At 62.3% G+C, this 25,983-nt stretch carries 22 protein-coding genes; 15 read left to right on the forward strand and 7 right to left on the reverse strand.

Going from position 1 to position 25,983, the window contains the following annotated elements; translation table 11 throughout:
- A partial coding sequence (locus GZ093_RS05495; RefSeq protein ID WP_296483195.1) for a methyl-accepting chemotaxis protein occupies positions 1 to 831 on the forward strand: 831 nt, incomplete at its 5' end.
- Between the two features lie 62 nt (positions 832 to 893).
- Positions 894 to 3,431, forward strand: a complete 2,538-nt coding sequence (locus tag GZ093_RS05500; RefSeq protein ID WP_296483198.1) for an EAL domain-containing protein — start codon at positions 894 to 896, stop codon at positions 3,429 to 3,431.
- A 35-nt stretch (positions 3,432 to 3,466) separates the two neighbouring features.
- Here the strand turns inward: GZ093_RS05500 and GZ093_RS05505 are convergent, their stop codons facing one another.
- Both GZ093_RS05505 and glgP read right to left on the reverse strand, forming a co-directional pair.
- Positions 3,467 to 4,006, reverse strand: a complete 540-nt coding sequence (locus tag GZ093_RS05505) for a polymer-forming cytoskeletal protein (protein WP_296483201.1) — start codon at positions 4,004 to 4,006, stop codon at positions 3,467 to 3,469.
- 112 nt (positions 4,007 to 4,118) lie between these two features.
- A complete protein-coding gene (gene glgP / locus GZ093_RS05510; RefSeq protein ID WP_296483203.1) occupies positions 4,119 to 6,260 on the reverse strand; it encodes an alpha-glucan family phosphorylase in 2,142 nt (713 codons plus the stop codon).
- 237 nt (positions 6,261 to 6,497) lie between these two features.
- Between glgP and GZ093_RS05515 the strand changes: the two genes are divergently transcribed.
- Entirely contained in the window at positions 6,498 to 9,056 is a 2,559-nt protein-coding gene (locus GZ093_RS05515; protein ID WP_296483205.1) for an EAL domain-containing protein, read from the forward strand.
- A gap of 8 nt (positions 9,057 to 9,064) precedes the next feature.
- On the opposite strand, the gene GZ093_RS05520 is transcribed toward GZ093_RS05515, so the two are convergent.
- Positions 9,065 to 9,508, reverse strand: coding sequence for an Lrp/AsnC family transcriptional regulator (locus GZ093_RS05520; RefSeq protein ID WP_296483208.1), 444 nt, complete (start codon positions 9,506 to 9,508; stop codon positions 9,065 to 9,067).
- A 168-nt stretch (positions 9,509 to 9,676) separates the two neighbouring features.
- Here GZ093_RS05520 and GZ093_RS05525 point away from each other — a divergent pair, with 168 nt between their 5' ends.
- The 8 genes from GZ093_RS05525 (at position 9,677) to GZ093_RS05560 (ending at position 17,846) form a co-directional block, all read left to right on the forward strand.
- Positions 9,677 to 10,858, forward strand: coding sequence for a KamA family radical SAM protein (locus GZ093_RS05525; protein ID WP_296483211.1), 1,182 nt, complete (start codon positions 9,677 to 9,679; stop codon positions 10,856 to 10,858).
- Between the two features lie 4 nt (positions 10,859 to 10,862).
- Positions 10,863 to 11,900 carry a zinc-binding dehydrogenase gene (locus tag GZ093_RS05530; RefSeq protein ID WP_296483213.1) on the forward strand — a complete coding sequence of 346 codons (1,038 nt, stop codon included), beginning with the start codon at positions 10,863 to 10,865 and terminating at the stop codon, positions 11,898 to 11,900.
- Complete coding sequence (locus tag GZ093_RS05535) at positions 11,893 to 13,005, forward strand: hypothetical protein (protein WP_296483216.1); 1,113 nt, start codon at positions 11,893 to 11,895, stop codon at positions 13,003 to 13,005. The genes GZ093_RS05530 and GZ093_RS05535 overlap by 8 nt, the downstream gene beginning before the upstream one ends.
- Positions 13,006 to 13,023: 18 nt before the next feature.
- Entirely contained in the window at positions 13,024 to 14,580 is a 1,557-nt protein-coding gene (locus tag GZ093_RS05540) for a lysine 5,6-aminomutase subunit alpha (protein WP_296483218.1), read from the forward strand.
- A complete protein-coding gene (locus GZ093_RS05545; RefSeq protein ID WP_296483221.1) occupies positions 14,573 to 15,322 on the forward strand; it encodes an OAM dimerization domain-containing protein in 750 nt (249 codons plus the stop codon). Before GZ093_RS05540 ends, GZ093_RS05545 begins: the two co-directional genes overlap by 8 nt.
- 310 nt (positions 15,323 to 15,632) lie before the next feature.
- A complete protein-coding gene (locus GZ093_RS05550) occupies positions 15,633 to 16,046 on the forward strand; it encodes a hotdog domain-containing protein (protein ID WP_296483224.1) in 414 nt (137 codons plus the stop codon).
- Between the two features lie 2 nt (positions 16,047 to 16,048).
- Positions 16,049 to 16,870, forward strand: a complete 822-nt coding sequence (locus tag GZ093_RS05555) for a 3-keto-5-aminohexanoate cleavage protein (RefSeq protein WP_296483227.1) — start codon at positions 16,049 to 16,051, stop codon at positions 16,868 to 16,870.
- A gap of 61 nt (positions 16,871 to 16,931) precedes the next feature.
- Positions 16,932 to 17,846, forward strand: a complete 915-nt coding sequence (locus tag GZ093_RS05560; RefSeq protein ID WP_296483229.1) for a DMT family transporter — start codon at positions 16,932 to 16,934, stop codon at positions 17,844 to 17,846.
- 207 nt (positions 17,847 to 18,053) lie between these two features.
- Here GZ093_RS05560 and rocF read toward each other — a convergent pair whose 3' ends face one another.
- Entirely contained in the window at positions 18,054 to 19,019 is a 966-nt protein-coding gene (gene rocF, locus GZ093_RS05565; protein WP_296483232.1) for an arginase, read from the reverse strand.
- Positions 19,016 to 20,110 (reverse strand): ornithine cyclodeaminase, encoded by a 1,095-nt coding sequence (locus tag GZ093_RS05570; protein ID WP_296483236.1) that lies wholly within the window; start codon positions 20,108 to 20,110, stop codon positions 19,016 to 19,018. Before GZ093_RS05570 ends, rocF begins: the two co-directional genes overlap by 4 nt.
- Positions 20,111 to 20,233: 123 nt before the next feature.
- Here GZ093_RS05570 and GZ093_RS05575 point away from each other — a divergent pair, with 123 nt between their 5' ends.
- Positions 20,234 to 20,659, forward strand: coding sequence for an Lrp/AsnC family transcriptional regulator (locus GZ093_RS05575; protein WP_296483320.1), 426 nt, complete (start codon positions 20,234 to 20,236; stop codon positions 20,657 to 20,659).
- Positions 20,660 to 20,737: 78 nt separating this feature from the next.
- On the opposite strand, the gene GZ093_RS05580 is transcribed toward GZ093_RS05575, so the two are convergent.
- Positions 20,738 to 21,565, reverse strand: coding sequence for a lysophospholipid acyltransferase family protein (locus GZ093_RS05580; protein ID WP_296483239.1), 828 nt, complete (start codon positions 21,563 to 21,565; stop codon positions 20,738 to 20,740).
- A 190-nt stretch (positions 21,566 to 21,755) separates the two neighbouring features.
- Here GZ093_RS05580 and metK point away from each other — a divergent pair, with 190 nt between their 5' ends.
- Complete coding sequence (gene metK, locus GZ093_RS05585) at positions 21,756 to 22,937, forward strand: methionine adenosyltransferase (RefSeq protein WP_296483242.1); 1,182 nt, start codon at positions 21,756 to 21,758, stop codon at positions 22,935 to 22,937.
- A 27-nt stretch (positions 22,938 to 22,964) separates the two neighbouring features.
- Here the strand turns inward: metK and GZ093_RS05590 are convergent, their stop codons facing one another.
- Positions 22,965 to 23,684 carry a YggS family pyridoxal phosphate-dependent enzyme gene (locus GZ093_RS05590; RefSeq protein WP_296483244.1) on the reverse strand — a complete coding sequence of 240 codons (720 nt, stop codon included), beginning with the start codon at positions 23,682 to 23,684 and terminating at the stop codon, positions 22,965 to 22,967.
- Positions 23,685 to 23,719: 35 nt separating this feature from the next.
- Here GZ093_RS05590 and GZ093_RS05595 point away from each other — a divergent pair, with 35 nt between their 5' ends.
- Together GZ093_RS05595 and GZ093_RS05600 are read left to right on the forward strand one after the other, a co-directional pair.
- Positions 23,720 to 24,763, forward strand: coding sequence for a type IV pilus twitching motility protein PilT (locus GZ093_RS05595; protein WP_296483246.1), 1,044 nt, complete (start codon positions 23,720 to 23,722; stop codon positions 24,761 to 24,763).
- 78 nt (positions 24,764 to 24,841) lie between these two features.
- Positions 24,842 to 25,978, forward strand: a complete 1,137-nt coding sequence (locus GZ093_RS05600) for a PilT/PilU family type 4a pilus ATPase (protein ID WP_296483248.1) — start codon at positions 24,842 to 24,844, stop codon at positions 25,976 to 25,978.
- Positions 25,979 to 25,983 lie beyond the last annotated feature (5 nt).

The raw sequence follows: 25,983 nt of genomic DNA on the forward strand, positions 1-25,983 counted from the left end.
AACCTGAACCGTTGTGACGATATCGGTTTGATCGCGCGCGCCGTCAACCAGGCCGGTCTCAACTTGCAGTCCCTGGTGGCGGATGTGTACGAGCAGGTGTCGGGGGTGCGGGTGGCGAGCCAGGAGATTGCCGCCGCCAACAACGACTTGTCGAGCCGCACCGAGCAAACGGCGGCCAATCTGGAACAGACTGCCGCCGCCATGGAGCAGCAGACCGCCACCGTGCGTCAAAACTCCGACACAGCGCAACAAGCCAGCCAGGTCGCCAATGCGGCCACACTGGTCGCCACGCAGGGCGGCGACGCCATGGCGAATGTGGTGGCCACGATGGGTTTGATCTCGGATTCAAGCCGCAGGATTGCCGACATCATCAGCGTGATTGACGGCATCGCCTTTCAGACCAATATCCTGGCGCTCAATGCCGCGGTGGAGGCGGCCCGGGCTGGCGAGCAGGGCCGCGGCTTTGCCGTGGTGGCCACCGAGGTGCGCAGCCTGGCGGGCCGCTCGGCTGCGGCGGCCAAGGAAATCAAAGGCCTGATTGATGACTCGGTCGACAAGGTCAGCTCTGGCACCCGACTGGTGGCCGCGGCGGGGGAGACCATGACGGAAGTGGTGAGTCAGGTCAACCGCGTGAATGATCTGATCACCGAAATTTCAGCTGCGTCCAAGGAGCAGACGCTGGGTATCTCACAGGTCGGCCAAGCAGTGGCGCAGCTCGACGAGATGACCCAGCAAAACGCCGCCATGGTGGAGGAAAGCAGCGCCGCCGCCAACAGCCTGAGCGATCAGGCGCAGCGCCTGGTGGAGGCGGTTAAGGTGTTTTCAATCTAAGATAGGAAGCTGACGCTGTCGCCCCGCTTCGCAGGCGAGGCAAAAACAAAGAAATCGCATCGATGCAGCAAGAACATTCTCAGCCCTATCAGAACGCCATCGGCTTGATCCTGCTGGCGCTGGCGATACCGCTGCTGTGGTGGGTGTCACACCCGGCTCGGCAAATCGTGATCGAGCCGATGACCTTTGTGTTTTGGCACAACACCATCGAATTGTTTGCGGTGGTGGTGGCCATGCTGATCTTTGTGACGGGCTACCGAGCCATCCTGTCGGCCCGCAAGGGCGCGGTGGTGTTGCTGGGTGTGGCGTTTTTCGGCGTTGGTCTGCTCGATTTTTTGCACACCCTGAGTTATGTCGGCATGCCCGATGCGGTGACCGCCAACAGCCCGCACAAATCGATTTTCTTCTGGCTGGCCGCGCGCCTGTTGGCAGCCGCAGCCTTGCTGCTGTACGTCTCGCTGCCCACTGTGCCGGATGTTTCCAGAGGGCAAAAGCGCCTCGCCCTGGCCCTGACGCTGGCGCTGGTGGGCGTGCTGGGCTATGTCGGGCTGTATTTGCCCGATCGCGTGCCTGCGCTATTTGTTCAGGGCACCGGCCTGACGCCGTTGAAGATCGGGCTGGAGTGGATGGTCGTGGCCGTGAACGCCATGACCATCGCGGTGGTGTGGCGTCGCCGCCAGGCATGGGCGCATGGATGCGTCATGGCCTTGGGCTATGCCGCAGCCCTGTCGGCCGTTTCTGCGCTCTTTTTTACGATGCTGGGGCTGATTGACAAAGACGGGGCCAATATGCTCGGGCACCTCTACAAGGTCGCGGCCTATCTGTATTTGTTCCATGCCACCTTCAATGAGGCCCTGCGCCGGCCGCTGGAGCGGCTGGAAGTGCAGTCCCTGCGCGAACGCGTGATACTCAATGCTGCGCCCGATGGCGTTTTGTGGGTCGACAACACCGGACGTATTTTGATGGCCAACCCGGCCACGGAGATGCTGACCGGCTACCCGGCGGCTGAGCTGGTGGGTCAAAACGTGGACCTCTTTTTACCGGCGCACCTGCGCGTGCGCCATGCGGAGTCGATGCGGGGCTATTTCCTGGCGCCGCATCCGCGCACCATGGGCTTGATGGATCTGAAACTGCTGCGCCGTGATGGTCAGCTGCTGCCAGTAGACATCTCGCTGGGGCATTGGGAAGACGAAGGAGAAGGCCACGCCATTGCCTACATCCGCGACCTGACCGAGCGCAAGCAGTTTGAAGAGTCGCTCAGGCACCAAGCCGCCCACGATGAACTCACGGGCCTGCCCAACCGCTGGCTGTTTCGCCTGCAACTCGATCAGGCTTTGGCGCGCGCCGCACGCGCCAAGCTGCACGTGGCGGTGCTGTTCATTGACCTGGACTACTTCAAAACGGTCAATGACAGCTTTGGCCACCACATTGGAGACGGATTGCTGGTACAGGTGAGTGCCCGGTTACGCAGTGTCTTGCGCCAACAGGACGTGCTGGCGCGCCAGGGTGGGGACGAGTTCGCCATTTTGCTGGGTGATCTGCTTGAGCGCGATGAAGCGATCAGTGTGGTTAACAAGCTCCTGGCTTCGCTGCAGGCTGTGTACCACCTGCAGGACCAGGCTGTGTATTCTGGCGGTAGCCTGGGGCTGGCGTTTTATCCTGATGATGCACAAAGCAGCGATGCCCTGCTGCGTTACGCCGACATGGCCATGTACCAGGCCAAGGGAAACGGCCGCGGTTCTTACGCCTTCTATTCACACGACATGGACCAGTCCGTGCGTGACAACATGGCCTTGTACACCCGGCTCAAAGAAGCACTGGGCCAGGGTGCTTTGCAGCTGCATTACCAGCCGCAGGTGGATGTCAACACGGGTGTCATCGTCGGTGCTGAGGCCTTGCTGCGCTGGCTGGATCCGGTGTTGGGCCAGGTACCGCCGACGCGCATTATTCCGGTGGCCGAGGCGACCGGCCTGATCTTGCCGCTGTCGGACTGGGTGTTGGAGACCGCCTGCGCGCAAATTGCCGCCTGGGCGCAGGCCGGTATGCCATTGCGGGTGGCGGTCAATTTTTCGGCGCAACAATTTAACCAGCCGAACCTGGCTGAGAAAGTGTGCGCTGCGCTGGCGCGCACCGGCGCACAGGCCCAGTGGCTGGACATTGAAATCACCGAGTCGGTGGCCATGAAAAACCCCGAGCAGGCGCGCGAACAACTCAACGCCCTGGTAGCCCTGGGTTGCCGCGTGGCGCTGGATGACTTTGGCACCGGCTACTCCTCGCTCGCCTACCTCAAAGGCTTGCCCATCAACAAGCTCAAAATCGACAAGAGCTTCTTGGACGGCATCCCTGATGATGCCAACGACATGGCCATTTCCAAAACCATCATTGCCATGGCGCACAGCCTGGGCATGTCGCTGGTGGCCGAGGGCGTGGAAACCGACGCGCAACTGGCGTTCTTGCGCCAGCATGGGTGCGAGGTCTATCAAGGCTGGCTGTTTGCCAAGGCGATGCCGGCGCCGGAGTTGACGCAGCGGCTGCGCGCGTGTGCCGCGCCGGTCAGCGCGGACTCCGACAACGCGGCAGCAGGCTTGGCGCTGCTTTGAGCGTCGGGCCAGGCTAAGCGGTCAGATTTCCAGGCCTAAGCGGCTTGCGCCTGGCTGGCGGATTTTGGCGTCGGCATGGCGCCAAACTGGATATCGCCGGTGAGCTGGCCGCCCTCTTCAATCACGACCTTGCCGTAGCGGATCTTGCCGCTGACTTTGCCGGTGGCATAGATGGTCAACTTCTGGCGGACCGTCAGGTTGCCATCAAACTGGCCATGAATCTCGGCCATGTCGATCTCGGCCGAGCCCTTGAAGGCACCGCGCTCCGAAATCTCAATCACGCGTGAATCCATGGTCGCCTCGACCAGACCCTCCACCACGAGCGTGTCGCAATCGGTGATTTCAACGCCTTTGAGCTTGATGTTCGGTCCGACGGTCAGTTTGCTGCCGCTTTGGGGCGTGATGGGTGTGGCCGGTGCAGTGGTGGCGGGACTCGCCGAATTCACCGTGCTTGGCTGTTGGGTGCCGGTCGTGCCCGATGCGCTGTAACTGTTGACGTTCGATGTCGAACTGCCTGGGCGTGCAGGTGCTGTTTCAGGTTCGCGTTTGTTGAAAAAGTGCGGGGACATGGCCATGTGATTTCCTTGAAAAGGACGCATGGTACGGGTCGCCACTGGAAAAGTCGCCACCGATTCTGCAAAAACGGTAACAGAATGAATATCGGTGCGGTGCCGCCAGGGATGGTGTTCAGTCGCGCCGGTACACCTGCTCCGCGTACTCGCGGACCATGCGGGACGCCGAGAAGCGTGGGCCATGGGTGAGCAGGCTGCGCCGCATCATGGCGACCCAGCGCTGCGCTATCCCTTGCGCGTCGCGCTCATGAAACATCGGCACCACCTCCTGCTCCAGCAGGTCAAACAGGGCACGCGCGTCGCGCTGGTCCTGCGCCTGGGTGTCATCCATCACGTCGCCGTTGATGGCCCAGCCGTTGCTGCCGTCAAAAGCCTCGGCCCACCAGCCGTCGAGCACCGAGAGTTGCAGGCCACCGCCCAGGCAGGACTTCATGCCGCTGGTGCCGCTGGCCTCGTTCGGCGGCCGGGGCAGATTGACCCAGACGTCGCAGCCCGCCACCAATTGCGCCGCCAGCGTCAGGTCGTAGTCTTCCAAAAAGGCGGCGCGCCCGGCCACAGAGGGTGCGCGCTTGAGGGCAAATACCTGGCGCACCACCTCCTTGGCGGCGAGATCGTCGGGATGGGCTTTGCCAGCAAACACAAATTGCACCGGTTGCGTGCCGCCGATAAGCGCCAGCGCGCGCTGCGGCAACAGCGCCACCAGGTGCAGGCGCTTGTAGGTGGCGAGCCGGCGGGCGAAGCCGATGGTCAGGCGCTCGGGGTCGAAGCCGCTGCCGGCCGCCTCGGCGTAATCCAGCGGTTCGCCGCGGCGCAGCCGGTCGCTGGTGGCCCGCCGCGCGATCATGTCAACCAGCTGGGCGCGCGCCGCGCCGCGTGCTGCCCACAGCTCGGCGGCGGGGATGTCCTGCACTGGCGCCCAGGTGGCGCTCTGGTCGGCGCGGCGCAGCCAGCCGTCGCCCAGGTGGCGGTCCAGCAAGGCGCGCATGGGGCCGCGCAGCCAGCTGGGGATATGCACGCCGTTGGTGATGGGGGTGATGGGCACCTCCTGCACGGCACGGCCAGGAAACAGCGGCTGCCACATGGCGCGCGCCACCTGGCCGTGCCGCTGGCTCACCGCATTGGCGTGGCGACTGGCCCGCAGCGCCAGCACACTCATGCTCATGGCCTGGTTGGGGTTGGCGGGATCGACGCGCCCCAGCGCCAGGAATTGCTCCCGTTCTCCGACCAGATCGGCAATGCGTCCCAGCATGGCCAGCACCTCGGCGCGCTGGTAGGTCTCGTTGCCGGCCGGGACCGGGGTGTGGGTGGTGAAGACCACTTGCTCGCGCACCTGTTGCCAGGCGGCCTCACGCGCGCTTCCCACGGGAGCCAGCGCTTGCGCCTGGGCCAGCAACTCAAACACACCAAGTGCCGGGTGGCCTTCGTTGAAGTGGTACACCGTGGGCTCAATCCCCAGAGCGCGCAGGGCCCGTACCCCGCCAACCCCCAATACCGCGTATTGCGCCAGCCGAATCGCGCGATTGCCCTCGTACAGGCGCGAGGTGATCCAGCGTCCTCGCTGGCTGTTCACTGCCAGATCGGTGTCAAGCAGGTAAAGCGGCACCCGTCCGACGTCAACACGCCACACCTGCACCGTCACGTTCTCATCATCAATCGGCACCATCACTGTGACTGCTCGGCCATCAGTGCCGGTGACTTTGACGCACGGCATTCGTTCGGGGTCGGCATCGATCCAGTACTCGTGCTGGTAACCGGTCACGTCGATTCGCTGGTGAAAATAGCCGGTGCGGTACATCAGGCCGACGCCGACCATCGGCAAGGCGAGGTCTGAGGCCTCCTTCAAGATGTCGCCAGCCAGCACGCCGAGCCCGCCTGAATAGATCGGCAGGGAGCCATGCACGGCAAACTCGGAACAGCAAAACGCCACCGGGTGCGCCGGCTCGACTCCGCCCTCACAGCAAGGCCGGGCGGCGTCCAGCGCCAGCTCTGCCGCAATCCGGCTGACCCAGCCGACAAATCCCGGATCGGCCGCAGCGCGTGCCATCATGGATGGCGGCGCCTCGGACAGCAGCCGCCGCGGATTGCGCCCGCAGCGGATCCAGCGCTCCGGATCAATCGCCTCGAACATGGCCGCGCCATCGGCCGTCCATGACCATCGGTAGTTGAAAGCCACGCGGGCGAGCGGGCGCAGCGGCTCAGGTAGGAAGGTTGTCAGTTCAATGACGGCACGCTCAATGTCTTGGTCACCGGCGAACATGATGGGTCCTAAGTCAAAACTAACAGGTTTGAAGTGGCAACACTTTCTTGACTATGCGGGCGAAATTATGGGGGTGTGGGCGGGGCGTTTGCAAGTGCCGTGAGCCAGTCGTCGGCCGCTGGCCCGCCATGCAACGGTCGTGGCATCTGCGCGGATACTCCGTTCATGTCGATTCGATGGCCTGGCCTGAGTCACAATGGCGACAGTCAAGTTCCTTTGAAATACGCGCTGCGTCCCATGCTTTTTTTCAATTCTTTGCCTTCTGCCTGGCGCCTGCGCAGCCTGTTGGCGCTGTGCTGGCTGGCCCTGCTGGGGGCGCCAACCCTGACGCTGGCGCGCGAGGTGCGCGTGGGCGTGTACCAGAACGAGCCCAAGATTTTCATGGGCGCCGACGGCCAGCCCAGTGGCATCCTGGGCGACTTGCTGGTGGCGATGGCCCGCCTGGAAGGCTGGACGCTCACGTCGGTGCCCTGCGAATGGTCGACTTGCCTGGACGCCTTGGAGTCGGGCAATATTGATCTGATGCCCGACTTGGCTTCGAGCGAGCAGCGCCTGCAGATTTTTGACGTTCACAAGATTCCTTCGCTCTTGAGCTGGTCGCAGCTTTACAAACACAGCGGCGCCCCGATCAGCTCGATGCTGGACCTCAAGGGCAAGCGCGTGGCGGTGCTGGCGGGGTCGGTGCAGCAGACGTATCTGCAAAACCTGCTGAGCAGTTTTGACGTGCAAGCCGAGCTGGTGCCGGTCCAGTCGCTGGAAGAAGCCTTCAAGAAAGTGGCTGCGCGTGAGGCGGATGCGGCGGCAACCAACCGCTTTTTTGGTGATCGACGGGCCGCCACCTACCAGCTGGACGCGACGCCGATCCTTTTTCAGCCAGCGCAACTTTTTTACGCCTCCGCCAAGGGGCGCAATGCGGATTTGTTGGCAGCCATCGATCAGCACCTGGGGCAATGGCAGTCGCAACCTGATTCCGAGTATTTCAAAGTGCTCAAACGCTGGATGGAGGTGCCACCGCGATTTTCAGTGCCCGCCTATTTGTGGTGGAGCCTGATGGCTTTGGCGGCCATGCTGGCTTTGGCACTGGCGGGGAGCGCGTTACTGCGCCGTCAGGTCGCGGCCCGCACGCGTGATCTGCGCGCCAGCGAAGACCGGCTCGCGACCATTCTCAACAGCGTTGATGCGCATATTTATATCAAAGACACGGCGTTGCGCTACCAGTACGCCAACCGTAAGGTGTGCGAGTTGTTTGGTCGCCCGCTGGCGCAGGTGGCGGGGCGCACAGACGACGATTTTTTTGAGTCGCTCACGGTCGAGCGGCTGCACCTCAATGATCAACGGGTGATCGAAAACGGCGAGCGGATCGAGGCCGAGGAGGTCAACCGCAGCCGCGACGGCACCCAGGAGCGCACCTACCTGTCGATCAAATTGCCGCTGCGTCAAGCTGACGGCAGCATCTACGCCCTGTGCGGCATTTCGACTGACATTACCGAACGCAAACGCGCGGAAGAGGCGATTCATCAGCTCGCTTTCTACGACCCCCTGACGCTGCTGCCCAATCGCCGCTTCTTGATGGAACGCTTGCAGCAAACCCTGAAAGCCAATGGGCGGCAACACCAGCGTGGCGCCCTGCTGTTTATTGATGTCGACAATTTCAAAGACCTCAACGACTCGCTGGGGCATGCGATGGGCGACGAGCTGCTGCGCCAGATGGCGGTGCGCCTGGGCACCTGCACGCGCGCTGGCGACACGCTGGCGCGCCAGGGCAGCGACGAGTTTGTGCTGCTGTTGTGCGATCTGAGCCCCGAACTGGATGCGGCGCTGGAGCAAGCGCAGCACGTGGCCCAAAAGATACTGCAACAGATTGCCGAGCCCTACCTGCTGGAAAACCAGAACTACCAGAGCACGGTCAGCATCGGCATTGCCATGTTTGGCGACGAGCCGACCAGCCGGGACGAATTGTTCAAGCAGGCCGACCTGGCGATGTACCGAGCCAAGGCCGAAGGCCGCAACACGCTGTGCTTCTTTAACCCCGCCATGCAGGCCCAGGTGAGCGCGCGCACCGCGCTGGAGGCCGATCTGCACCAGGCACTGGCGCGCTCCGAATTTGTCTTGTATTACCAGCCGCAGGTGGACACCGCCGGGCAACAGCTCGGGGTGGAAGCCCTGGTGCGCTGGCAGCATCCGCAGCGCGGACTGGTGCCGCCGCTGGAGTTCATCCCGATGGCCGAATCAGCCGGCCTGATCCTGCCACTGGGGCGCTGGATATTGCGCACCGCGTGTCGTCAGCTGGTGACCTGGGCGACGAGCACTGAGCAGGCGCAGTGGTGCATTGCGGTCAACGTCAGTGCGCGCCAGTTTCGCCAGAGCGACTTTGTGCAGACGGTGGAGCAGGTGTTGTTTGAAACAGGTGCCAACCCGCAGCGCCTGGAGCTGGAACTGACTGAAAGCCTGCTGGTGGACGACGTCGAGGGCGTCATTGCACGCATGAGCGCGCTCAAGGCGCTGGGCGTGCGTTTCTCGCTTGACGATTTTGGCACCGGTTACTCCTCGCTGAGCATGCTCAAGCGGCTGCCGCTGGATCAGCTCAAGATTGACCAGTCGTTTGTACGCGACTTGTTGAGTGACCCGCAAGACGCCAACATTGTCAAAGCCATCGTCACCCTGGGTGCCAGCCTGAACCTGCAAGTGATTGCCGAAGGGGTTGAGACCGCAGCGCAACGCGATGCGCTGCTTGAGCTGGGCTGCACCCATTTTCAGGGCTATCTGTTTGGCCGCCCGGCCCCGGTGACGGCTTAGGGTCGTCTTTATTCGGGCCGGTCGAGCTTCGTCGCCAGCAGGATGGTCGAGAAGGTCTCGATCACGCCCTTGATCACGCGCATCTTGTCGATCACCGCATCGAGTTCATGGGTCGACTCGGTGGACAGCAGCGCGCACAGATCATAGCGGCCACTGACTGAATAGAGTTTGGTGATCTCGTGGCGGCGGGTCAGCGCGCGCACCACCTCGGGCTCGTTTTTTGATTCGATGGAGATGAGCACCATGGCATGAATGCCTGGCGCCGAGCGGTTGGCGCTGAGGCCGACGGTGTAGCCCGTGATCACCCCCGCATCTTCCAACGCTTTGAGCCGCAGTTGCGCCGTGCTGCGGGCGCAGCCCAGCGCTTTGGCCAGCTTGACCATCGGCAGGCGGGCATTGACCTTGAGCAGGTCAAGCAGTTGGCGATCCAGGGTATCGAGCGAGGTGGCCATGCGTCAATCAATCAATATGTAGGAAAGGGGAGCATTTTGACTGAAATCAGCGCCTGAATTCAGGCGATTTGCCTATTTTGTCTGGCAGCACTGCTGCCTAAACTTGTTCGCAGCCTTCAAGTCATCGCGCCGGTGATTTGGGCCATTGCCACCGATCAGGAGCCCCCCATGCTGCAAAGAGTTGACTTCAATCCCGCCAAAAAATTGCTGACGCGCGCGGAACTCGATGCCTACGATCCGCAGTCCGAGTCCTGGCAAAGGCAGTTTGTGCGCCGCTACACGCACCACTCAGAGTTGGATGGCGTTCTGAACAACATCGAGAACGTCAACGACACGGTTTACAAGAAGTTTGCCATTGCCATCACGCCTTATATGGCGAAACTGATGGACAAGGACGACCCGAAATGTCCGATTCGCCTGCAGTATCTGCCCTCGCATCACGAAGAAACCAAGCCGGACTTCGCCACTTCCCTGGACCAGCTCGGCGAGGAAGGCGACACGGTGCCGGGCACCAGCGTGGTCCACCGCTACCCGCGCCGGGTGCTGTTTCTGGTGAGCAACACCTGTGCCACGCTGTGCCGCTTTTGCACCCGCAAACGCATGGTGTCGCAGCCCGACGGCTCGGTCGCCAAGGACGAGATCGAGGCGTCGATCGACTACATCGCCGGCAATCCGGAGATCGAGGATGTGCTGCTCTCGGGCGGCGACCCCTTCACCTTCACCGACGAACGGCTCGACTACATTTTGGGCGAATTGCGCCGGCGCGCCCCGCATGTGCGTTTCTTGCGCATCGGCTCGCGCATGGTGGTGCAGATGCCCACGCGCGTGACGCCCGAGCTGTGCGCCGTGCTGGAAAAGCACCGCGTGCAAATGGTCAACATCCACATCAACCATCCGAAGGAGATCACGCCACTCCTGCGCCAGCGCGTCAAGATGATCCAGAAGGCCGGCATCATGATGGGGCTGCAGACCGTGTGCCTGAAGGGCGTCAACGACGATGTGGCGGTCATGCGCGAACTGTTCATGCAGACCATTGAGATGGGCGTGCGCCCCTATTACGTTTATTCAACCGACATGGTCGAAGGCGCGCACCACTTCATCGTGCCGCACCGGCGCATGCTCGAACTCTATGAAGGGCTGCGCGGCTGGATCAGCGGCCCGGCGATCCCGACCTTCGTGGTCGATGGCCTGGGCGGCCTGGGCAAGCTGCCGATCACGCCCAGCTATGTGCGTGAAGAAGAACTGCCGGACGGCAGCGGCACCACCGTCAAGTGCCGCAACTACAAGGGCATGACAATCGAGATGCCCGGCCTGGGCCAGGACTTTCACCTGCCGAGCCGCACCAACTGACACCATGAAACACGGCTCTCCCTACGGCACCCACCGGGTGCTCGAACCCATCGGCGTCCTGCCACAGCCGGCCTGGAAGCTCGACAACACGATGGCCATTTATGACAACGAGATTCTGATCGACGTGTCGGCGCTGAACATCGACTCCGCCAGCTTCACGCAGATCAAGGCGGCGTGCGAAAACGATGAGGCCCGCATTGCCGCCATGGTCAATGACATCGTGGCGCAGCGCGGCAAGCACCATAACCCGGTGACGGGCTCGGGCGGCATGCTGATCGGCAGCGTGGCGCAGATCGGCCCGGCGTTGGCGGACAAGATTGATCTCAATGTCGGCGACAAGATCGCCACGCTGGTGTCGCTGTCGCTCACCCCCCTGCGCATCGATGCCATCAAGAAGATTCACCTGCACAAGGACCAGATCGAGATTAAGGGTCAGGCCATTTTGTTCGAGACCGGCCTGTACGCCAAGTTGCCTGACGACCTTGACGAAAATCTGGCGTTGGCGATTCTGGATGTGGCCGGTGCGCCCGCGCAAACTGCACGGCTGGTGCAGCCGGGCCACACGGTGGTGGTGATTGGCGGTGGCGGCAAGTCGGGTACCCTGTGTATTTATGAAGCGAAGAAGCGTGCCGGAACGACCGGTTGCGTGATCGGCGTCTCACCGTTTGCGAAGGACTGCCAGCGCATGAAAGACCTGGGCTGGGCGGACCATGCGCTTCAGGTCGATGCCACCGACGCGCTGGCGCTGATGCAGGCGGTGGCTGCGGTGACCGATGGAAAAATGGCCGATGTCGTGATCAACTGCGTCAACATTCCCAACACCGAGATGGGCAGCATCCTGGCGACGCGCCAACACGGGAAGATCTATTTCTTCTCCATGGCGACCAGCTTTACCGCCGCCGCGCTGGGCGCAGAGGGCGTGGGCAAGGACGTGGAGATGATTGTCGGCAACGGCTACGCCACCGGCCACGCGGAGTTCGCGCTGGGTTTGCTGCGCGAGAGCCCCAGACTGCGCCAGTTGTTTGAGCAGCTTTATGTCTGACACCGGCAGGGCTGCTTTAACCAGCCCGCTTTGGCAGCGCATCCAGGCCAGTGGCATGAGCACGCTGGCCGTGATGGGCATGACCAAAAACACCGGCAAAACCGTGGCGCTGAACCATCTGCTGGCGCAAGCGGCAAAAGCCCAAGTTGCCACGGGCGTCACCTCGATTGGCCGCGACGGCGAGGACCGCGATCAGGTGTTCTTTGTGCCCAAGCCGCCGGTGCGGGTCTGGCCCGGTACGCTGGTGGCCACGGCGCGCGACACCTTGCAGCGCGCCAAGGTGCGCTACCAGTTGATCGACGCCACCGGCATCGGCAGCCCGATGGGCGAGATTGTGCTTGTCAAGGTGCTGGATTACGGTGAGATGGAGATCGCCGGGGCCTCCCGTGGTGGCGATCAGCGCCAGGTCATCGCGCGCCTGCAACAGTGCGGCGCCGCGCTGGTGCTGCTGGACGGCGCGCTCGGGCGCAGCCACCATGCCTCCCCGGCTATCGCCGACGGCGTGATTTTGGCCACGGGCGCGGCCATCGGCGGCGGCATGTCGGATGTGATCCGCAAGACGGGTGACCGGCTCGCCATTTTGGGTATTGCGCAGGCCGATGCCGCCGTTCGCCAGCTGTGCGAACCGGTCTTCGCGCAGGGTGGCGTGGGTCTGTGGGACAGGCAGGGCGAGTCCTTGTTTTTATCTTCAATTCCTACACTGAATTCGGCTCCAGCCCTCATGCAGTATGCGCATACAGCTATTAAAATAATAGCTGTTAGTGGCGCCGTCGGACGCACGCTTTGGCACGCTTTGATGACACTCACCGCGGCCAGACCGGGCTTGCGCGTGGTGGTGAGCGATGGCACCAAACTGTTTGTGCAGGCCTCCGATCTGGCCGCTTTTGCCCAGCTCGGGGGTCAGCTGCTGGCGCACCGTGCCATCCGCATGATTGGCATCACGCTCAACCCCTTCTCGCCCCTGGGCGGCAGCTTTGACGCCACCGCCTTCCTGGCCGCCGGCCGCCACGCGTTCCCCCACTACGACGTGAGCGATGTGCTGCTGGACGATCACCCAGGCCTGCTGCCAAACGCGGCAGCAGGCCACACAAAACAAGCATTCTGAGCAAAGAAAGAACAAGACATGTCGCAATTGCATTTAGACCAGCCGCAGATCGACCGCGCCCGCGCCTCGGCCCAACGCATTGCGCGCCAAGTCTTTGACGAGATGTCCGGTTTTACGACCACCACCGTGGAGCGCGCCACGCTGCGCCTGCTCGGGGTTGATGGCGTCGATGACAACCAGGTGCCGCTACCGAACCGGGTGGTCGAGCACTTGCAGACGCAAAACCTGTTGCAACACGGTGCCGCCCTCATTCTGGCGGGCGCCATGCAGCAGACGGGCTTCACCGCGCAACAAGTCGCTGAGGCGGTGGCGGCAGGCAGCCTGACATTGAGCTACCCCCAAGACGAAGCAGCGGCACGCCAGGCCGCTCAAGCGCACGCCGCAACAGCCTGCCAGCACATCGCCGGGCAACGCGCGCACCGCGACGCCCAGATCAAGACCCTGGGCCAGGGCAAAGCCCCCTGGCTGTATTTGATTGTGGCCACCGGCAACATCCATGAAGACGTGGTGCAAGCCCGGGCCGCGGCCGAGCAGGGCGCCGACATCATTGCCGTGATCCGCTCCACCGGCCAGAGCCTGCTGGACTACGTGCCGTTTGGCGCGACCACCGAAGGTTTTGGCGGCACCTACGCCACGCAGGAGAACTTTCGCCTGATGCGCGCTGCGCTCGACGAAGTGGGCGCCAAGGTGGGCCGCTACATCCGCCTGACCAACTACTGTTCGGGCCTGTGCATGCCGGAGATCGCGGCCATGGGCGCGGTGGAGCGCCTGGACATGATGCTCAACGACTCGATGTACGGCATCATCTTTCGCGACATCAACATGAAGCGCACCTTCATCGACCAGTTTTTCTCGCGCATGGTCAATGCCTATGCGGGCATCATCATCAACACCGGCGAAGACAACTACCTGACCACGGCGGACGCGTATGAGGCCGCGCACACGGTGCTGGCTTCGCAGCTGATCAACGAACAGTTCGCAGTGCTGTCGGGACTCAAACCCGAACAAATGGGGCTGGGCCATGCATTCGAGATTCACCCGGAGATGGAAAACGGCTTCTTGTGGGAACTGGCGCACGCGCAACTGGTGCGCCAGGTGTTCCCCGACGCTTGCCTGAAGTACATGCCGCCCACCAAACACATGACGGGCAACATCTTCAAGGGCCAGGTGCAGGACGCGCTGTTCAACATCGTCAGCAGCGTGACGCAGCAAAACATCCACCTGCTTGGCATGATGACGGAGGCGATTCACACGCCGTTCATCCAGGACCGCTTTCTGGCGATCCAGAACGCCAAGTATGTGTTCAGTACCATGAAAGACCTGCACAGCGAGATTGAATTCAAGCGCGGCGGCCAGATCGAATTGCGGGCCCAGTCGGTGCTGGCAGAGGCCGAAACCATGTTGGCGCAGATCGAAGCCATGGGCTTGGCCGGCGCCATTGGCCAAGGCCTGTTTGCCGACATTTCGCGCACGCCCACGGGCGGCAAAGGGCTGGATGGCGTGATTCCCAAGGCCGACAACTACTACAACCCGTTCCCACACCTGATGTTGCCTGGAGGAAATCACCATGCTTGAATCCAAACGGCCAGAACAATGGGTTAAACCCTACGGCGACACGCTCGGTGACGGCCGCGTCCAGCTGTCCTTCACTTTGCCGGTGGCGCTCAATGAGACGAGCAAAGAAGGCGCCAAGCGGCTGGCGGCGCTGATGGGGCTGGATGATCCCGCCGTGGTGCACTGCGAAGACATGGGCCAGGGCTTCAGCTTTTACGTGGTCTATGGGCAATGCCGGCATCAGGTGGATCTGGCCAGCTTCTCAGTCGTCAAACCCGACTACGAGGTCATGGACAAAGAGGCCATCAACGCGCTGATCGCCCAGAAGATGGGGCGCCGCATGGTGGTGGTCGGCGCCACGATCGAGACCGACGCCCACACCGTCGGCATCGACGCCATCATGAACATGAAAGGCTTCAACGGCCACAAGGGCCTGGAGAGTTACCACGAGATTCGCGCCATCAACCTCGGGGCGCAGGTGGACTCCGAAGTGCTGGTGGCGCGTGCGATTGAAGAAAAGGCCGATGTCATTCTGGTGTCGCAGGTGGTGACGCAGAAGAACATTCACCTGGACAACCTGACCCGGCTGGCCGATCTGCTGGAGGCCGAAGGCTTGCGCGATCGGGTGATTCTGGTGGTGGGCGGCCCGCGCATCAGCCACGAACTGGCGAAAGAACTCGGTTACGACGCCGGCTTTGGCGCCAAATCGTATGCGGAAGATGTGGCTTCCTTTGCGATTCATGAGTGGGTCAAGCGGAATTGATGTTGATGGGCTGGTCGGTGTGCCGCGAGTGCAAGGGTTTTTGGAATCTGACCTCAATAACTCGGTTCATGTTGAGTTGCCGCGCGGGATAGTGGACGCTTGAGGTTTTGTTCAAGACAGATTGAAGTGCTATTTGGTTTTTTTCACCCTAAGCGCCAGCGATGTGGCTGGCGTTGGCGGCTGACGATTTCTGGTACTCCAGCATGAGGAGGCCGCCAATGACTGCCGCAGCGCGGGTCATTAAGAGATGAAGCTACCAGGCAAAGCGAAAATAACTCACCAACCATCGCGCCGAGCGAAAGGAAACAACATGGAAAACTACACCAGCCTGATCCGCCTGCGCATCAGCGCGCACGACGCACACTACGCCGGCGGTCTGGTCGATGGCGCCCGGATGCTGCACCTGTTTGGCGATGTTGCGACCGAGCTCTTGATCCGCAGCGACGGCGACGAAGGCCTGTTTGTGGCCTACGACAACATTGAGTTCCTGGCGCCGGTCTACGCCGGTGACTACATCGAGGCCAGCGGGCGCATCGTCGCCATGGGCAAGAGCTCACGCAAGATGGTGTTTGAAGCGCGCAAGGTGATCGCGTCTGCCGCCATAGCGGGCCAGGCGTCCGCCGCCGACGTGCTGGCCGAGCCGATCGTGGTCTGCAAAGCCAGCGGCACCTGCGTCGTCCCTGTGCCCTGCCAGCGCATCGCACGCCCACCCGTCACCTGCTGATCATGGACAAACTCATCATCACAGCCGCATTGAGCGGCGCCGAAGTCACTCGCGAGCAGCAACCGGCGCTGCCGATCACGCCCGACGAAATTGCGCAGGCCGCCCAAGCGTGCGCCGAGGCGGGTGCAGCCATCGTGCATGTTCATGCCCGCAACCCGGACGGCACACCGACGCAGGACAAGGAAACCTACCGCCAGATCATCGCGGCGGTGCGCGCACGTTGCGATGTGATCGTGCAGGTGTCCACCGGCGGTGCCGTCGGCATGACGCCGCAGGAACGTCTGGCACCGGTCACACTCAAGCCCGAGATGGCGACCCTGTCGATGGGTTCGGTCAACTTCGGCGGCGACGTGTTCATGAATCATCCGGCCGACATGGCGGTGTTCCTGAAGGCGATGCAAGACTACAACGTCAAGCCCGAACTCGAGATTTTTGACACCGGCATGCTCAGCACCGCGCTGCGCTGGCTCCAGAAGGGCGTGTTGAGCGGCCCGCAGCACTTTGACTTTGTGCTCGGTCTTGCGGGGGGCATGGCGGGCACGCCCGAGGCGCTGATGTACCTCAAGGCGCAATTGCCCGAGGACGCCACCTGGACTGTGGCGGGCATCGGTGCGGCGCAACTGCCGCTGGGTGCGCTGGCGATTGTGCTCGGCGGCCATGTGCGCGTCGGCTTTGAAGACAATGTGTACTACCGCAAGGGCGAGCTGGCCAGCAGCAACGCGCAATTGGTGGCGCGGATCGCCCGTATCAGCCGCGAGCTTGATCGGGCAGTGGCGACACCCGACGAGGCGCGTAACATCCTGGGTCTTCGGCCCGGGCGCTAAGTCCGCTGTCTTTCTCGTGTCGTTGGCGCGCAGGCGTCGCAAAACTAGCCAGGCCCGCGCCATGTCCCGTGTAAATGCCAATTTGTTGTTGACGCTGGTTGCCCTGATCTGGGGTTCCGCCTTCGTGGCGCAAAGCCGGGGCATGGCGCATCTGGGGCCGATGCTGTTCACCGGCGTGCGCTTTCTGATCGGGGCTCTGGTCGTCACCCCGCTGATGTGGCTGGAGTGGCGCAGCCTGCAGCAGCGCGGCAAAGCCCTGCAACGCCTCGATGGGCTCAAGATCGCCGGGCTGGGCGCCCTGCTGGCGCTGGGCGCCGCCATGCAGCAGATCGGCATTGTCAGCACCAGCATCACCCATGCCGGATTCCTGACGGCGCTCTATGTGCCGCTGGTGCCCGTGCTCGGTTGGCTGCTATGGCGCCAATTGCCGCATTGGTCAGTCTGGCCAGGCGCGCTGGCCTGCCTGGCAGGGGCTTATTTGCTCTCCGGCGCGCAGCACGTGTCGATTGGCGCTGGCGATCTCTGGATCATCGCCTCGACCCTGCCTTGGGCGCTTCATGTGCTGCTGATTGGCCGGGTGGCGCACCGCATGGCGGCGCCTTTTTTGGTCGCGGGCGGTCAATTTGTGGTCTGTGGCTTGTCGACGCTGGCTTGGGGCCTGACCTGGGAGCCTGCCAGCTGGGTCGGCCTGCAGGCGGCGAGCTGGTCGCTGGCCTACGCCGGTGTCTTGTCGGTGGGGGTGGCGTTTACCGCCCAGGTCGTGGCGCAGCGCTACGCGCAGGCGAGCGACGCCGCCATTGTGTTGTCAGCTGAAACCCTGTTTGCTGCCGGCTTTGGCTACCTGCTGATGGGCGACCGTCTGGACGCTGCCGGTCTGGCCGGTTGCGCCCTGATACTGGCCAGCATGGTCGGTGTGCAACTGCTGCCGCTGCTGCGCCCGAAGCGCGCCACCATGGCGGTTCACCAGCAGGGGTGATGTGCGCTAAACGAATACATGGACTTGCACACGATAGTGATCTTATGTCGCTATAGCCCACATTAATAATGTGTAGCTAGCTATTTAAAAAATAGCAATTAGAGGCTATTTTTGTTGCCATATATTCCAATATGGCACATCATTGCTGCCGTTGATTCAAACTCAACGACCTGGCCTGCGCCCTGCAAAATCGCGCCATAGCCCACTTCAGCGTGCTGCCGGGGCGGCGCGCATCAAGGTGCTTTTGCCAAACAGGCTCTCGATCAAATCCACCGCCAGCTCGGCGGTCTGGTTGCGCACATCGAGCGCCGGGTTGAGTTCCACCACGTCGAGCGAGGCGAGCCGACCGGTGTCGGCAATCATCTCCATGCACAGCTGCGCCTCGCGGTAGGTCGGGCCGCCGCGCACGGTGGTGCCGACACCGGGGGCAATATCCGGGTCCAGAAAATCAACATCCAGGCTGACGTGCAAATGGGTGTTGGCATCCACCAGCGCCAGCGCCAGCTCCATGGCGTGGCGCATGCCCATCTCGTCGATGTAGCGCATGTCGAACACTTCAATGCCCATGTCATGCACCAGACGCTTTTCACCGGCGTCGACGCTGCGAATGCCGATTTGACGAATCTGTTTGGGCAGCAGCGCCGGCACATGGCCGCCGATTTGGATCAGTTCCTGCGGGCCGTGGCCGCACAGGCAGGCTACCGGCATGCCGTGGATGTTGCCGCTGGGCGTCAAGGTGGCGGTGTTGAAGTCGGCGTGCGCGTCAAACCACAATACCCGCAGCTTCTTGCCTTGGTCGCGGCAGTGCCGCGCCACCGCGCTGATGGAGCCGATGGCCAGGCAGTGGTCACCGCCGAGCATGATCGGCAGCTGACCGGCCTGCAGTTCGGCATACAGGGTGTCATGCAGCAACTGGTTCCACTGCACCACTTCGGGCAGATGGCGAAAGCCGTTGACGGCTTCTTGCCACGGGTTCGCCGGGCCCTGGAGGTTGCCGCAGTCCTTGACCTCCAGCCCCAATTGCGCCAGGGCCTGCGCCAGACCCGCCACGCGCAACGCCTCCGGCCCCATGCGGGCACCTAACATGCCGGCGCCGATGTCGGTGGGGACGCCAATCAGGCTGATGCGCTCTGGCGCGCGCTGCGCGCTGGGGGAAAGTGGGCTGGTGTTCATGCGGCCCATGCTAACGCGGGTTCGGCGTTGGCACGCGCGCTGGCATCGGGGCGAATCAGGCTGAACAGGTCTTTCGGGTTGGCCAGCTCGGGCAGCAAGGACAGCTTTTGCCCCAGGCCCAACTCAAAGGCCACATCCCGCAGGTAGCGCAGCGCCGAGTAGTCTTCCAGCGCAAAGCCGACCGAATCAAAGAGCGTGATCTGCGCTGCAGAGCTGCGCCCCGGCGCTTCGGCGCGCAGCACCCGCCAGAGTTCGGTCACGGCAAAATCCGCCGGCATCTGCTGCAAATCGCCTTCGATGCGGGTCTGCGGCTCGTACTGCACAAACACGCTGGCTGCGCGCAGCACATCGGGGTGCAGCTCGGTCTTGCCGGGGCAGTCGCCACCGACGCCATTGATGTGCATGCCGGGCTCGATCAGGTCGGCACTGAGAATGGTGGCGTTGCTTTTGTCGGCTGTCACCGTGGTCACGATGTCAGCGCCGCGCACCGCCTGTGCAATGCTGCTGCAGGCGATCAAGCGCAGCCCGGTGTGTTGCAGGTTGCGCATCAGCTTGCGCGTGGCCAGCGCGTCGCTGTCAAACAGCCGAATTTCTTCAATGCCCAGCAGGTAGTGAAACGCCAGCGCCTGAAACTCCGCCTGCGCGCCGTTGCCGATCAGGGCCATGGTTTTGCTGTTGGGCCGGGCCAGCGCGCGCGCTGCAACGCCCGACATGGCGGCGGTGCGCAAGGCGGTGCTCAAGGTCAGCTCGCTCAGCAGCAGCGGGATTCCGGTGGCCACATCGGCCAGCACGCCGAACGCCATCACGGTGGGCAGCCCCAAGCGCGTGTTCTTGGGGTGGCCGTTGACGTACTTGAAGGCGTAGGTCTGGGCATCGGCAATCGGCATCAGCTCGATCACGCCATCGGGCGAATGGCTGGCCACGCGGGCGCATTTGTCAAAGTCCTGCCAGCGCCGGTAGTCGTCCAGAATGTAGTCCGCCAGGCGCGTCAAGGTGGCGGCAATGCCGGCGTGTGACACCAGAGCGGCAACGTCCTGGACGCTCAAGAATTGGGTTTGCGTTGGCGTTTGAATCAGGGTGGGGTGTTTCATGAGGAGAGCTCCGGTCGGTTCAACTCAGTGTCCCCAATCGGCGCGTCAATGTAAATCGTCAGATATGACGTCTTTTTGATAAGAAGCTGCCATATAGTCATGGTTAAGTGCCAAAATGGCAGCATGGATGCCACCGATCACCAATTGCTATCCCTCTTGCGCAAGGATGCCCGCACCAGCGTGGCCACCTTGGCGAGCAAACTCGGGGTGTCGCGCGGCACCGTCAGCAACCGCATCACCAAGCTCGAAGACGCCGGCATCATCGTCGGCTACACCGTGCGCTTGCGCCCGGATGCCGAGCCCAATGAGATCAGCGCCTGGATGAGCGTGGCCGTGGCGGGTAATGAAACCCGCGCCGTGATTGCGAGCCTGCTCGGGGAGCCGGGCGTGGCCTGCCTGCACGACACCAACGGCCGCTGGGACTTGCTGGCTGAACTGCGCGCTGCCAATCTGGCCGAACTCTCGCACGTGCTCGAGCGCATCCGGCTGATTCGCGGCATCAGCAGCACCGAGACCAGCATCCACCTGGAGACTTACCGGCTGGCGTGATTAGCTTGAAATAGAAATCGTATTGATAGCGGCATACGCTTGTAAGACGGGGGCTACAGGCTTATTTGTCATAAATTTTCAGACTTCCTGGCGCGGCTGTTTGTAGCGCGCGTAGCCCCACAGATACTGCTGCGGGCAGTCGCGAATCAGCGCCTCCAGCGCCGCATTGATGACGTGCACCGCCTGCTCACTCTCCTTGGGCAACGCGGCGGGCAAGGGCTGCACATGCACCCGGTAGCCCCGACCCCAGGGCAGACGCTCGCCCCAGGCCATCAGCACGGTGGCGCCGGTCTGCTGCGCCAGCCGCACCGACAAGGTCATGGTGTAGGCATCCCGGCCGAAAAAGGGCGACCAAAGCCCCATGCCCAGTGGCGGCACCTGGTCCGGCAGCAAGCCCAGTGACTGGCCTTTTTTGAGCGCCTTGATCATCTGCTTGACACCGGCCAGCGTGGTTGGGGCCGTGTCCAGACCGGGGCGCACCCGTGCCGTGTTCATCACCTCGCGCAGCCAGGCTTGGCGCGAGGGGCGAAACAGTACCGTCATCGGCTGCGTCTGACCGTAGCGCTGCGCATAGGCCTGGGCCGTGATCTCAAAGCAGCCCAGGTGTGGCGTCAAGAACAGCACGCCGCGCCCGAGCGCCAAAGCCGCCTCAACCTGCTGCGCGCCAATCCATTGCACCGGCACCGGTCGGCCCAGCCACAGGCGCGGCAACTCGGCCACCAGCTTGCCGCTCTCGCCCACGGCAACGCGCCATTGCCGCCAGCCCATGCCCGCCTGACGCGCGTTCGCCAGAAAACGCCGGCGATAAACCCCGGAGAGCGCGAACACCAGCCATCCCAGACTCCAGCCCACGCCATGCAATAGCCACAAGGGCAGGGTGGACAGGGTTTTGAAAAGGGTGCTCATGGGTCGGATAAACTACGTCGGTCGCTGAGTTATGGAACTACTTGCAGGGCGACACACAAAGGCGGTTCGCAACGAGCTGCCATTGTGCCTTGTCAATCATTTGACGAATCTGCTAAAGCGTTCGCCGAAAGCCCGAAAAGCCCAAGCAACGCGAACCTGTTGTTTTACTTTTCGATTGGAGCTTTCCACCATGGCGAACGATTTTCTCTTTACCTCCGAATCCGTCTCCGAAGGCCACCCCGACAAGGTGGCGGACCAGATTTCTGACGCGATTCTCGATGCCGTCTTCCAGCAGGACCCCAAGTCCCGCGTCGCCGCCGAGACCCTGTGCAACACCGGCTTGGTGGTGCTGGCCGGTGAAATCACCACCAACGCGCATGTGGACTACATCCAGGTGGCACGCGACACCTTGAAGCGCATCGGCTACGACAACACCGACTACGGCATCGACTACAAAGGTTGCGCCGTGCTGGTGGCCTACGACAAGCAAAGCAATGACATTGCGCAGGGCGTTGACCATGCCTCGGACGACCACCTCAATACCGGCGCCGGCGACCAGGGCCTGATGTTTGGCTATGCCTGCAACGAGACGCCCGAACTGATGCCCGCGCCGATCTACTACGCCCACCGCCTGGTGGAGCGCCAGGCGCAACTGCGCAAGGACGGGCGCCTGCCGTTTCTGCGGCCTGATGCCAAGAGCCAGATCACGATGCGCTACGTTGACGGCAAGCCGCACTCCATCGACACCGTGGTGCTGTCGAGCCAGCACAGCCCCGAGATGAGCGACGGCCAGCACATGAAGCCCGCCTTCATTGAGGCCATCATTGAAGACATCATCAAGCCGGTCTGCCCGAAGGAATGGTTGACGGCGGACACCAAGTACCTGATCAACCCGACCGGGCGCTTTGTGGTGGGTGGCCCGCAAGGCGACTGCGGCCTGACCGGGCGCAAGATCATTGTGGACACTTACGGCGGCGCTTGCCCGCACGGCGGCGGCGCCTTCAGCGGCAAAGACCCAACGAAGGTGGACCGCTCCGCCGCTTACGCTGCCCGTTATGTGGCCAAAAACATTGTGGCGGCGGGCCTGGCGCGCCAGTGCCAGATTCAGGTGGCCTACGCCATTGGCGTGGCCAAACCGATGAACGTGACGGTGTACACCGAAGGCACCGGCGTGATCCCGGACGACAAGATCGCGGAATTGGTGCATGAATTGTTTGATCTGCGCCCCAAAGGCATCATCCAGATGCTCGACTTGTTGCGCCCAATCTATGAAAAGACCGCCGCTTACGGCCACTTTGGCCGTGAAGAGCCCGAGTTCACCTGGGAGCGCACTGACAAAGCGCAGGCGCTGCGTGCAGCGGCGGGGCTGTAGTCAGCCAAGCCCGGCCAGACTCAACGTTTAGTGGGCGAGCCCGGACTTGATGGCGGGTCGCTCGCCAAAAATGGCCGTGCCGACCCGCACCATGGTGCTGCCCGAATGGATCGCCGCCTCCAGGTCGGCGCTCATGCCCATCGACAGCGTATCAAGCGCCAGACCTTGCGCGTTCAATTCATCAAATACGGCCTTGACCCTTGCAAACAGGGCGCAAGCAGCTACAAAATCAGAAGCGGGCTCGGGAATGCTCATCAGACCGCGCAGGCGCAAGTTGGGCAGTGCGGCCACGCCTTGGGCCAAGGCCAGCGCCTCATCGGGCGACACGCCCGACTTGGTGTTGCCACCGTCCACGTTGACCTGAATGCACACCTGCAGCGGTGGCAGACCAAAGGGGCGCTGCTCGCTCAGGCGCTGCGCGATCTTGAGCCGGTCCAGCGTCTGCACCCAGTCAAAGTGCTCGGCCACCAGGCGCGTCTTGTTGCTCTGGATCGGGCCGATGCAGTGCCATTCAATGGGCAAATGGCGCAGTTGAATGATTTTCTCCACCCCCTCCTGGATGTAGTTTTCGCCGAAGGCGCTCTGTCCGGCCTCAAAAGCCTGCTCAACGACCTCGGGGCTGACGGTTTTGGACACGGCCAGCAGCGTGACCTCGCCGGCAGCACGGCCGCAAGCGTGGCAGGCGGCGGCCAGGCGCGCGCGAACAGTTTGAAGTTGGGTCGGCAGTGGGCTTTGATTCGTGGTCATAATTGCCGCAAGCGTAACAAACCATCGGGAACTTAGTGGACATTACCCAACTACTGGCCTTCAGCGTCAAGAACAAAGCGTCTGACCTGCACCTTTCTTCGGGCCTGCCACCGATGATTCGCGTCAATGGCGACGTGCGACGCATCAACGTCGAGGCGCTGGACCACAAGCAGGTGCACGCCATGGTGTACGACATCATGAACGACTCGCAGCGCAAGGCTTATGAGGAGTTTCTGGAGGTCGATTTTTCCTTCGAGATTGAGGGGCTCGCGCGCTTTCGGGTCAATGCCTACAACCAGCAGCGCGGCGCCGGCGCGGTTTTTCGCACCATCCCGAGCAAAATCCTGACGCTGGAGCAATTGAATGCGCCCAAGATTTTTGCCGACCTGGCACTGAAACCGCGCGGTCTGGTGCTGGTCACCGGCCCCACCGGCTCGGGCAAGTCGACCACGCTGGCGGCCATGGTCAATTTTCTCAACGAAACCGAGTTCGGCCACATCCTGACGGTTGAAGACCCGATCGAGTTCGTGCATGAGTCCAAAAAATGCCTGGTCAACCAGCGCGAGGTGGGCACGCACACGCTGAGTTTTGCCGCCGCGCTGCGCTCGGCCCTGCGTGAAGACCCGGACGCCATTCTGGTGGGTGAAATGCGCGACCTGGAAACCATCCGCCTGGCCATGACGGCGGCGGAAACCGGCCATCTGGTGTTTGGCACCTTGCACACGTCGAGCGCTGCCAAGACCATTGACCGCATCATTGACGTCTTTCCGGCCGAAGAAAAGGAGATGGTGCGCGCCATGTTGTCCGAATCCCTGCAGGCGGTGATCTCGCAGACCCTGTGCAAGACCAAGGACGGCCAGGGCCGTGTGGCAGCGCACGAGATCATGCTGGGCACCAGCGCGATCCGCAACCTGATCCGCGAAGCCAAGGTGGCGCAGATGTACTCGAGCATTCAGACCGGCAACAGCGTCGGTATGCAGACGTTGGACCAGAATCTGAGTGACCTGGTCAAGCGCAACGTCATCAGCCCGTCGGAGGCGCGCTCCAAAGCCAAGATTCCCGAGAATTTCCCCGGCTAAACCTCAAGTATGGTTCCCACGCTTGTCACCGCCGGCATTGCGCTGGCCCCACGACCCCATTAACGACGAGGTGTTCTCATGGAACGCGATCAAGCCACCAAATTCATCAACGATCTGCTCAAGCTGATGGTCAGCCGCAACGGCAGCGATCTGTTCATCACGGCCGAATTCCCGCCTGCCGTCAAAGTGGACGGCAAGGTCACCAAAGTCTCACCGCAAGCGCTCACCGCAGCGCACACCATGTCGTTGGCGCGCTCCATCATGAGCGACAAGCAGGTGGCCGAGTTTGAACGCACCAAGGAATGCAACTTTGCGATTTCACCGCCCGGTGTCGGCCGTTTTCGCGTCAGTGCCTTTATCCAGCAAGGCCGGGTCGGCATGGTGTTGCGGGTCATTCCGTTGAGCGTGCCGACCATTGAAGGCTTGGGTGTGCCCGTGGTACTCAAAGAGGTGGCCACCGCCAAGCGGGGCCTGTGCATTTTGGTCGGTGCCACCGGCTCCGGCAAATCGACGACGCTGGCCGCGATGGTCGACTGGCGCAACGAAAACTCATTCGGTCACATCATCACCATCGAGGACCCGATTGAGTTTGTGCATCCGCACAAAAATTGTGTGGTCACGCAGCGCGAAGTTGGCATTGACACCGACAGCTGGGGCGCGGCGCTCAAAAATACCCTGCGCCAGGCGCCTGATGTGATTCTGATGGGCGAAATTCGCGACCGCGAGACCATGGAGCATGCCGTGGCCTTTGCCGAAACCGGGCATTTGTGTCTGGCCACCTTGCACGCCAACAGCGCCAACCAGGCGCTGGACCGCATCATCAATTTCTTCCCTGAAGAGCGGCGCGCGCAGCTGTTGATGGACCTGTCGCTCAACCTGAAAGCGCTGGTGTCGCAGCGCCTGATCCCGAAACAGGACGGGCGCGGGCGCTATGCGGTGGTGGAGATCATGCTCAACACACCGCTCATTTCCGACCTGATCTTCAAAGGGGAGGTCTCCGAGATCAAGGAGATCATGAAGAAAAGCCGCAACCTGGGCATGCAGACTTTTGACCAGGCTTTGTTTGATGCCTATGAAGCCAACCTGATCACCTACGAGGACGCACTGCGCAACGCGGATTCACTCAATGACCTGCGCCTGCAGATCAAACTCAACAGCCATCGCGGCAAAGCCCAGGACCTGAACGCTGGGACCGAGAATTTCTCCATTGTTTGAGGACC

Origin of the sequence: Rhodoferax sp., assembly GCF_010365055.1 — a bacterium.
Lineage (GTDB): Bacteria > Pseudomonadota > Gammaproteobacteria > Burkholderiales > Burkholderiaceae_C > Rhodoferax.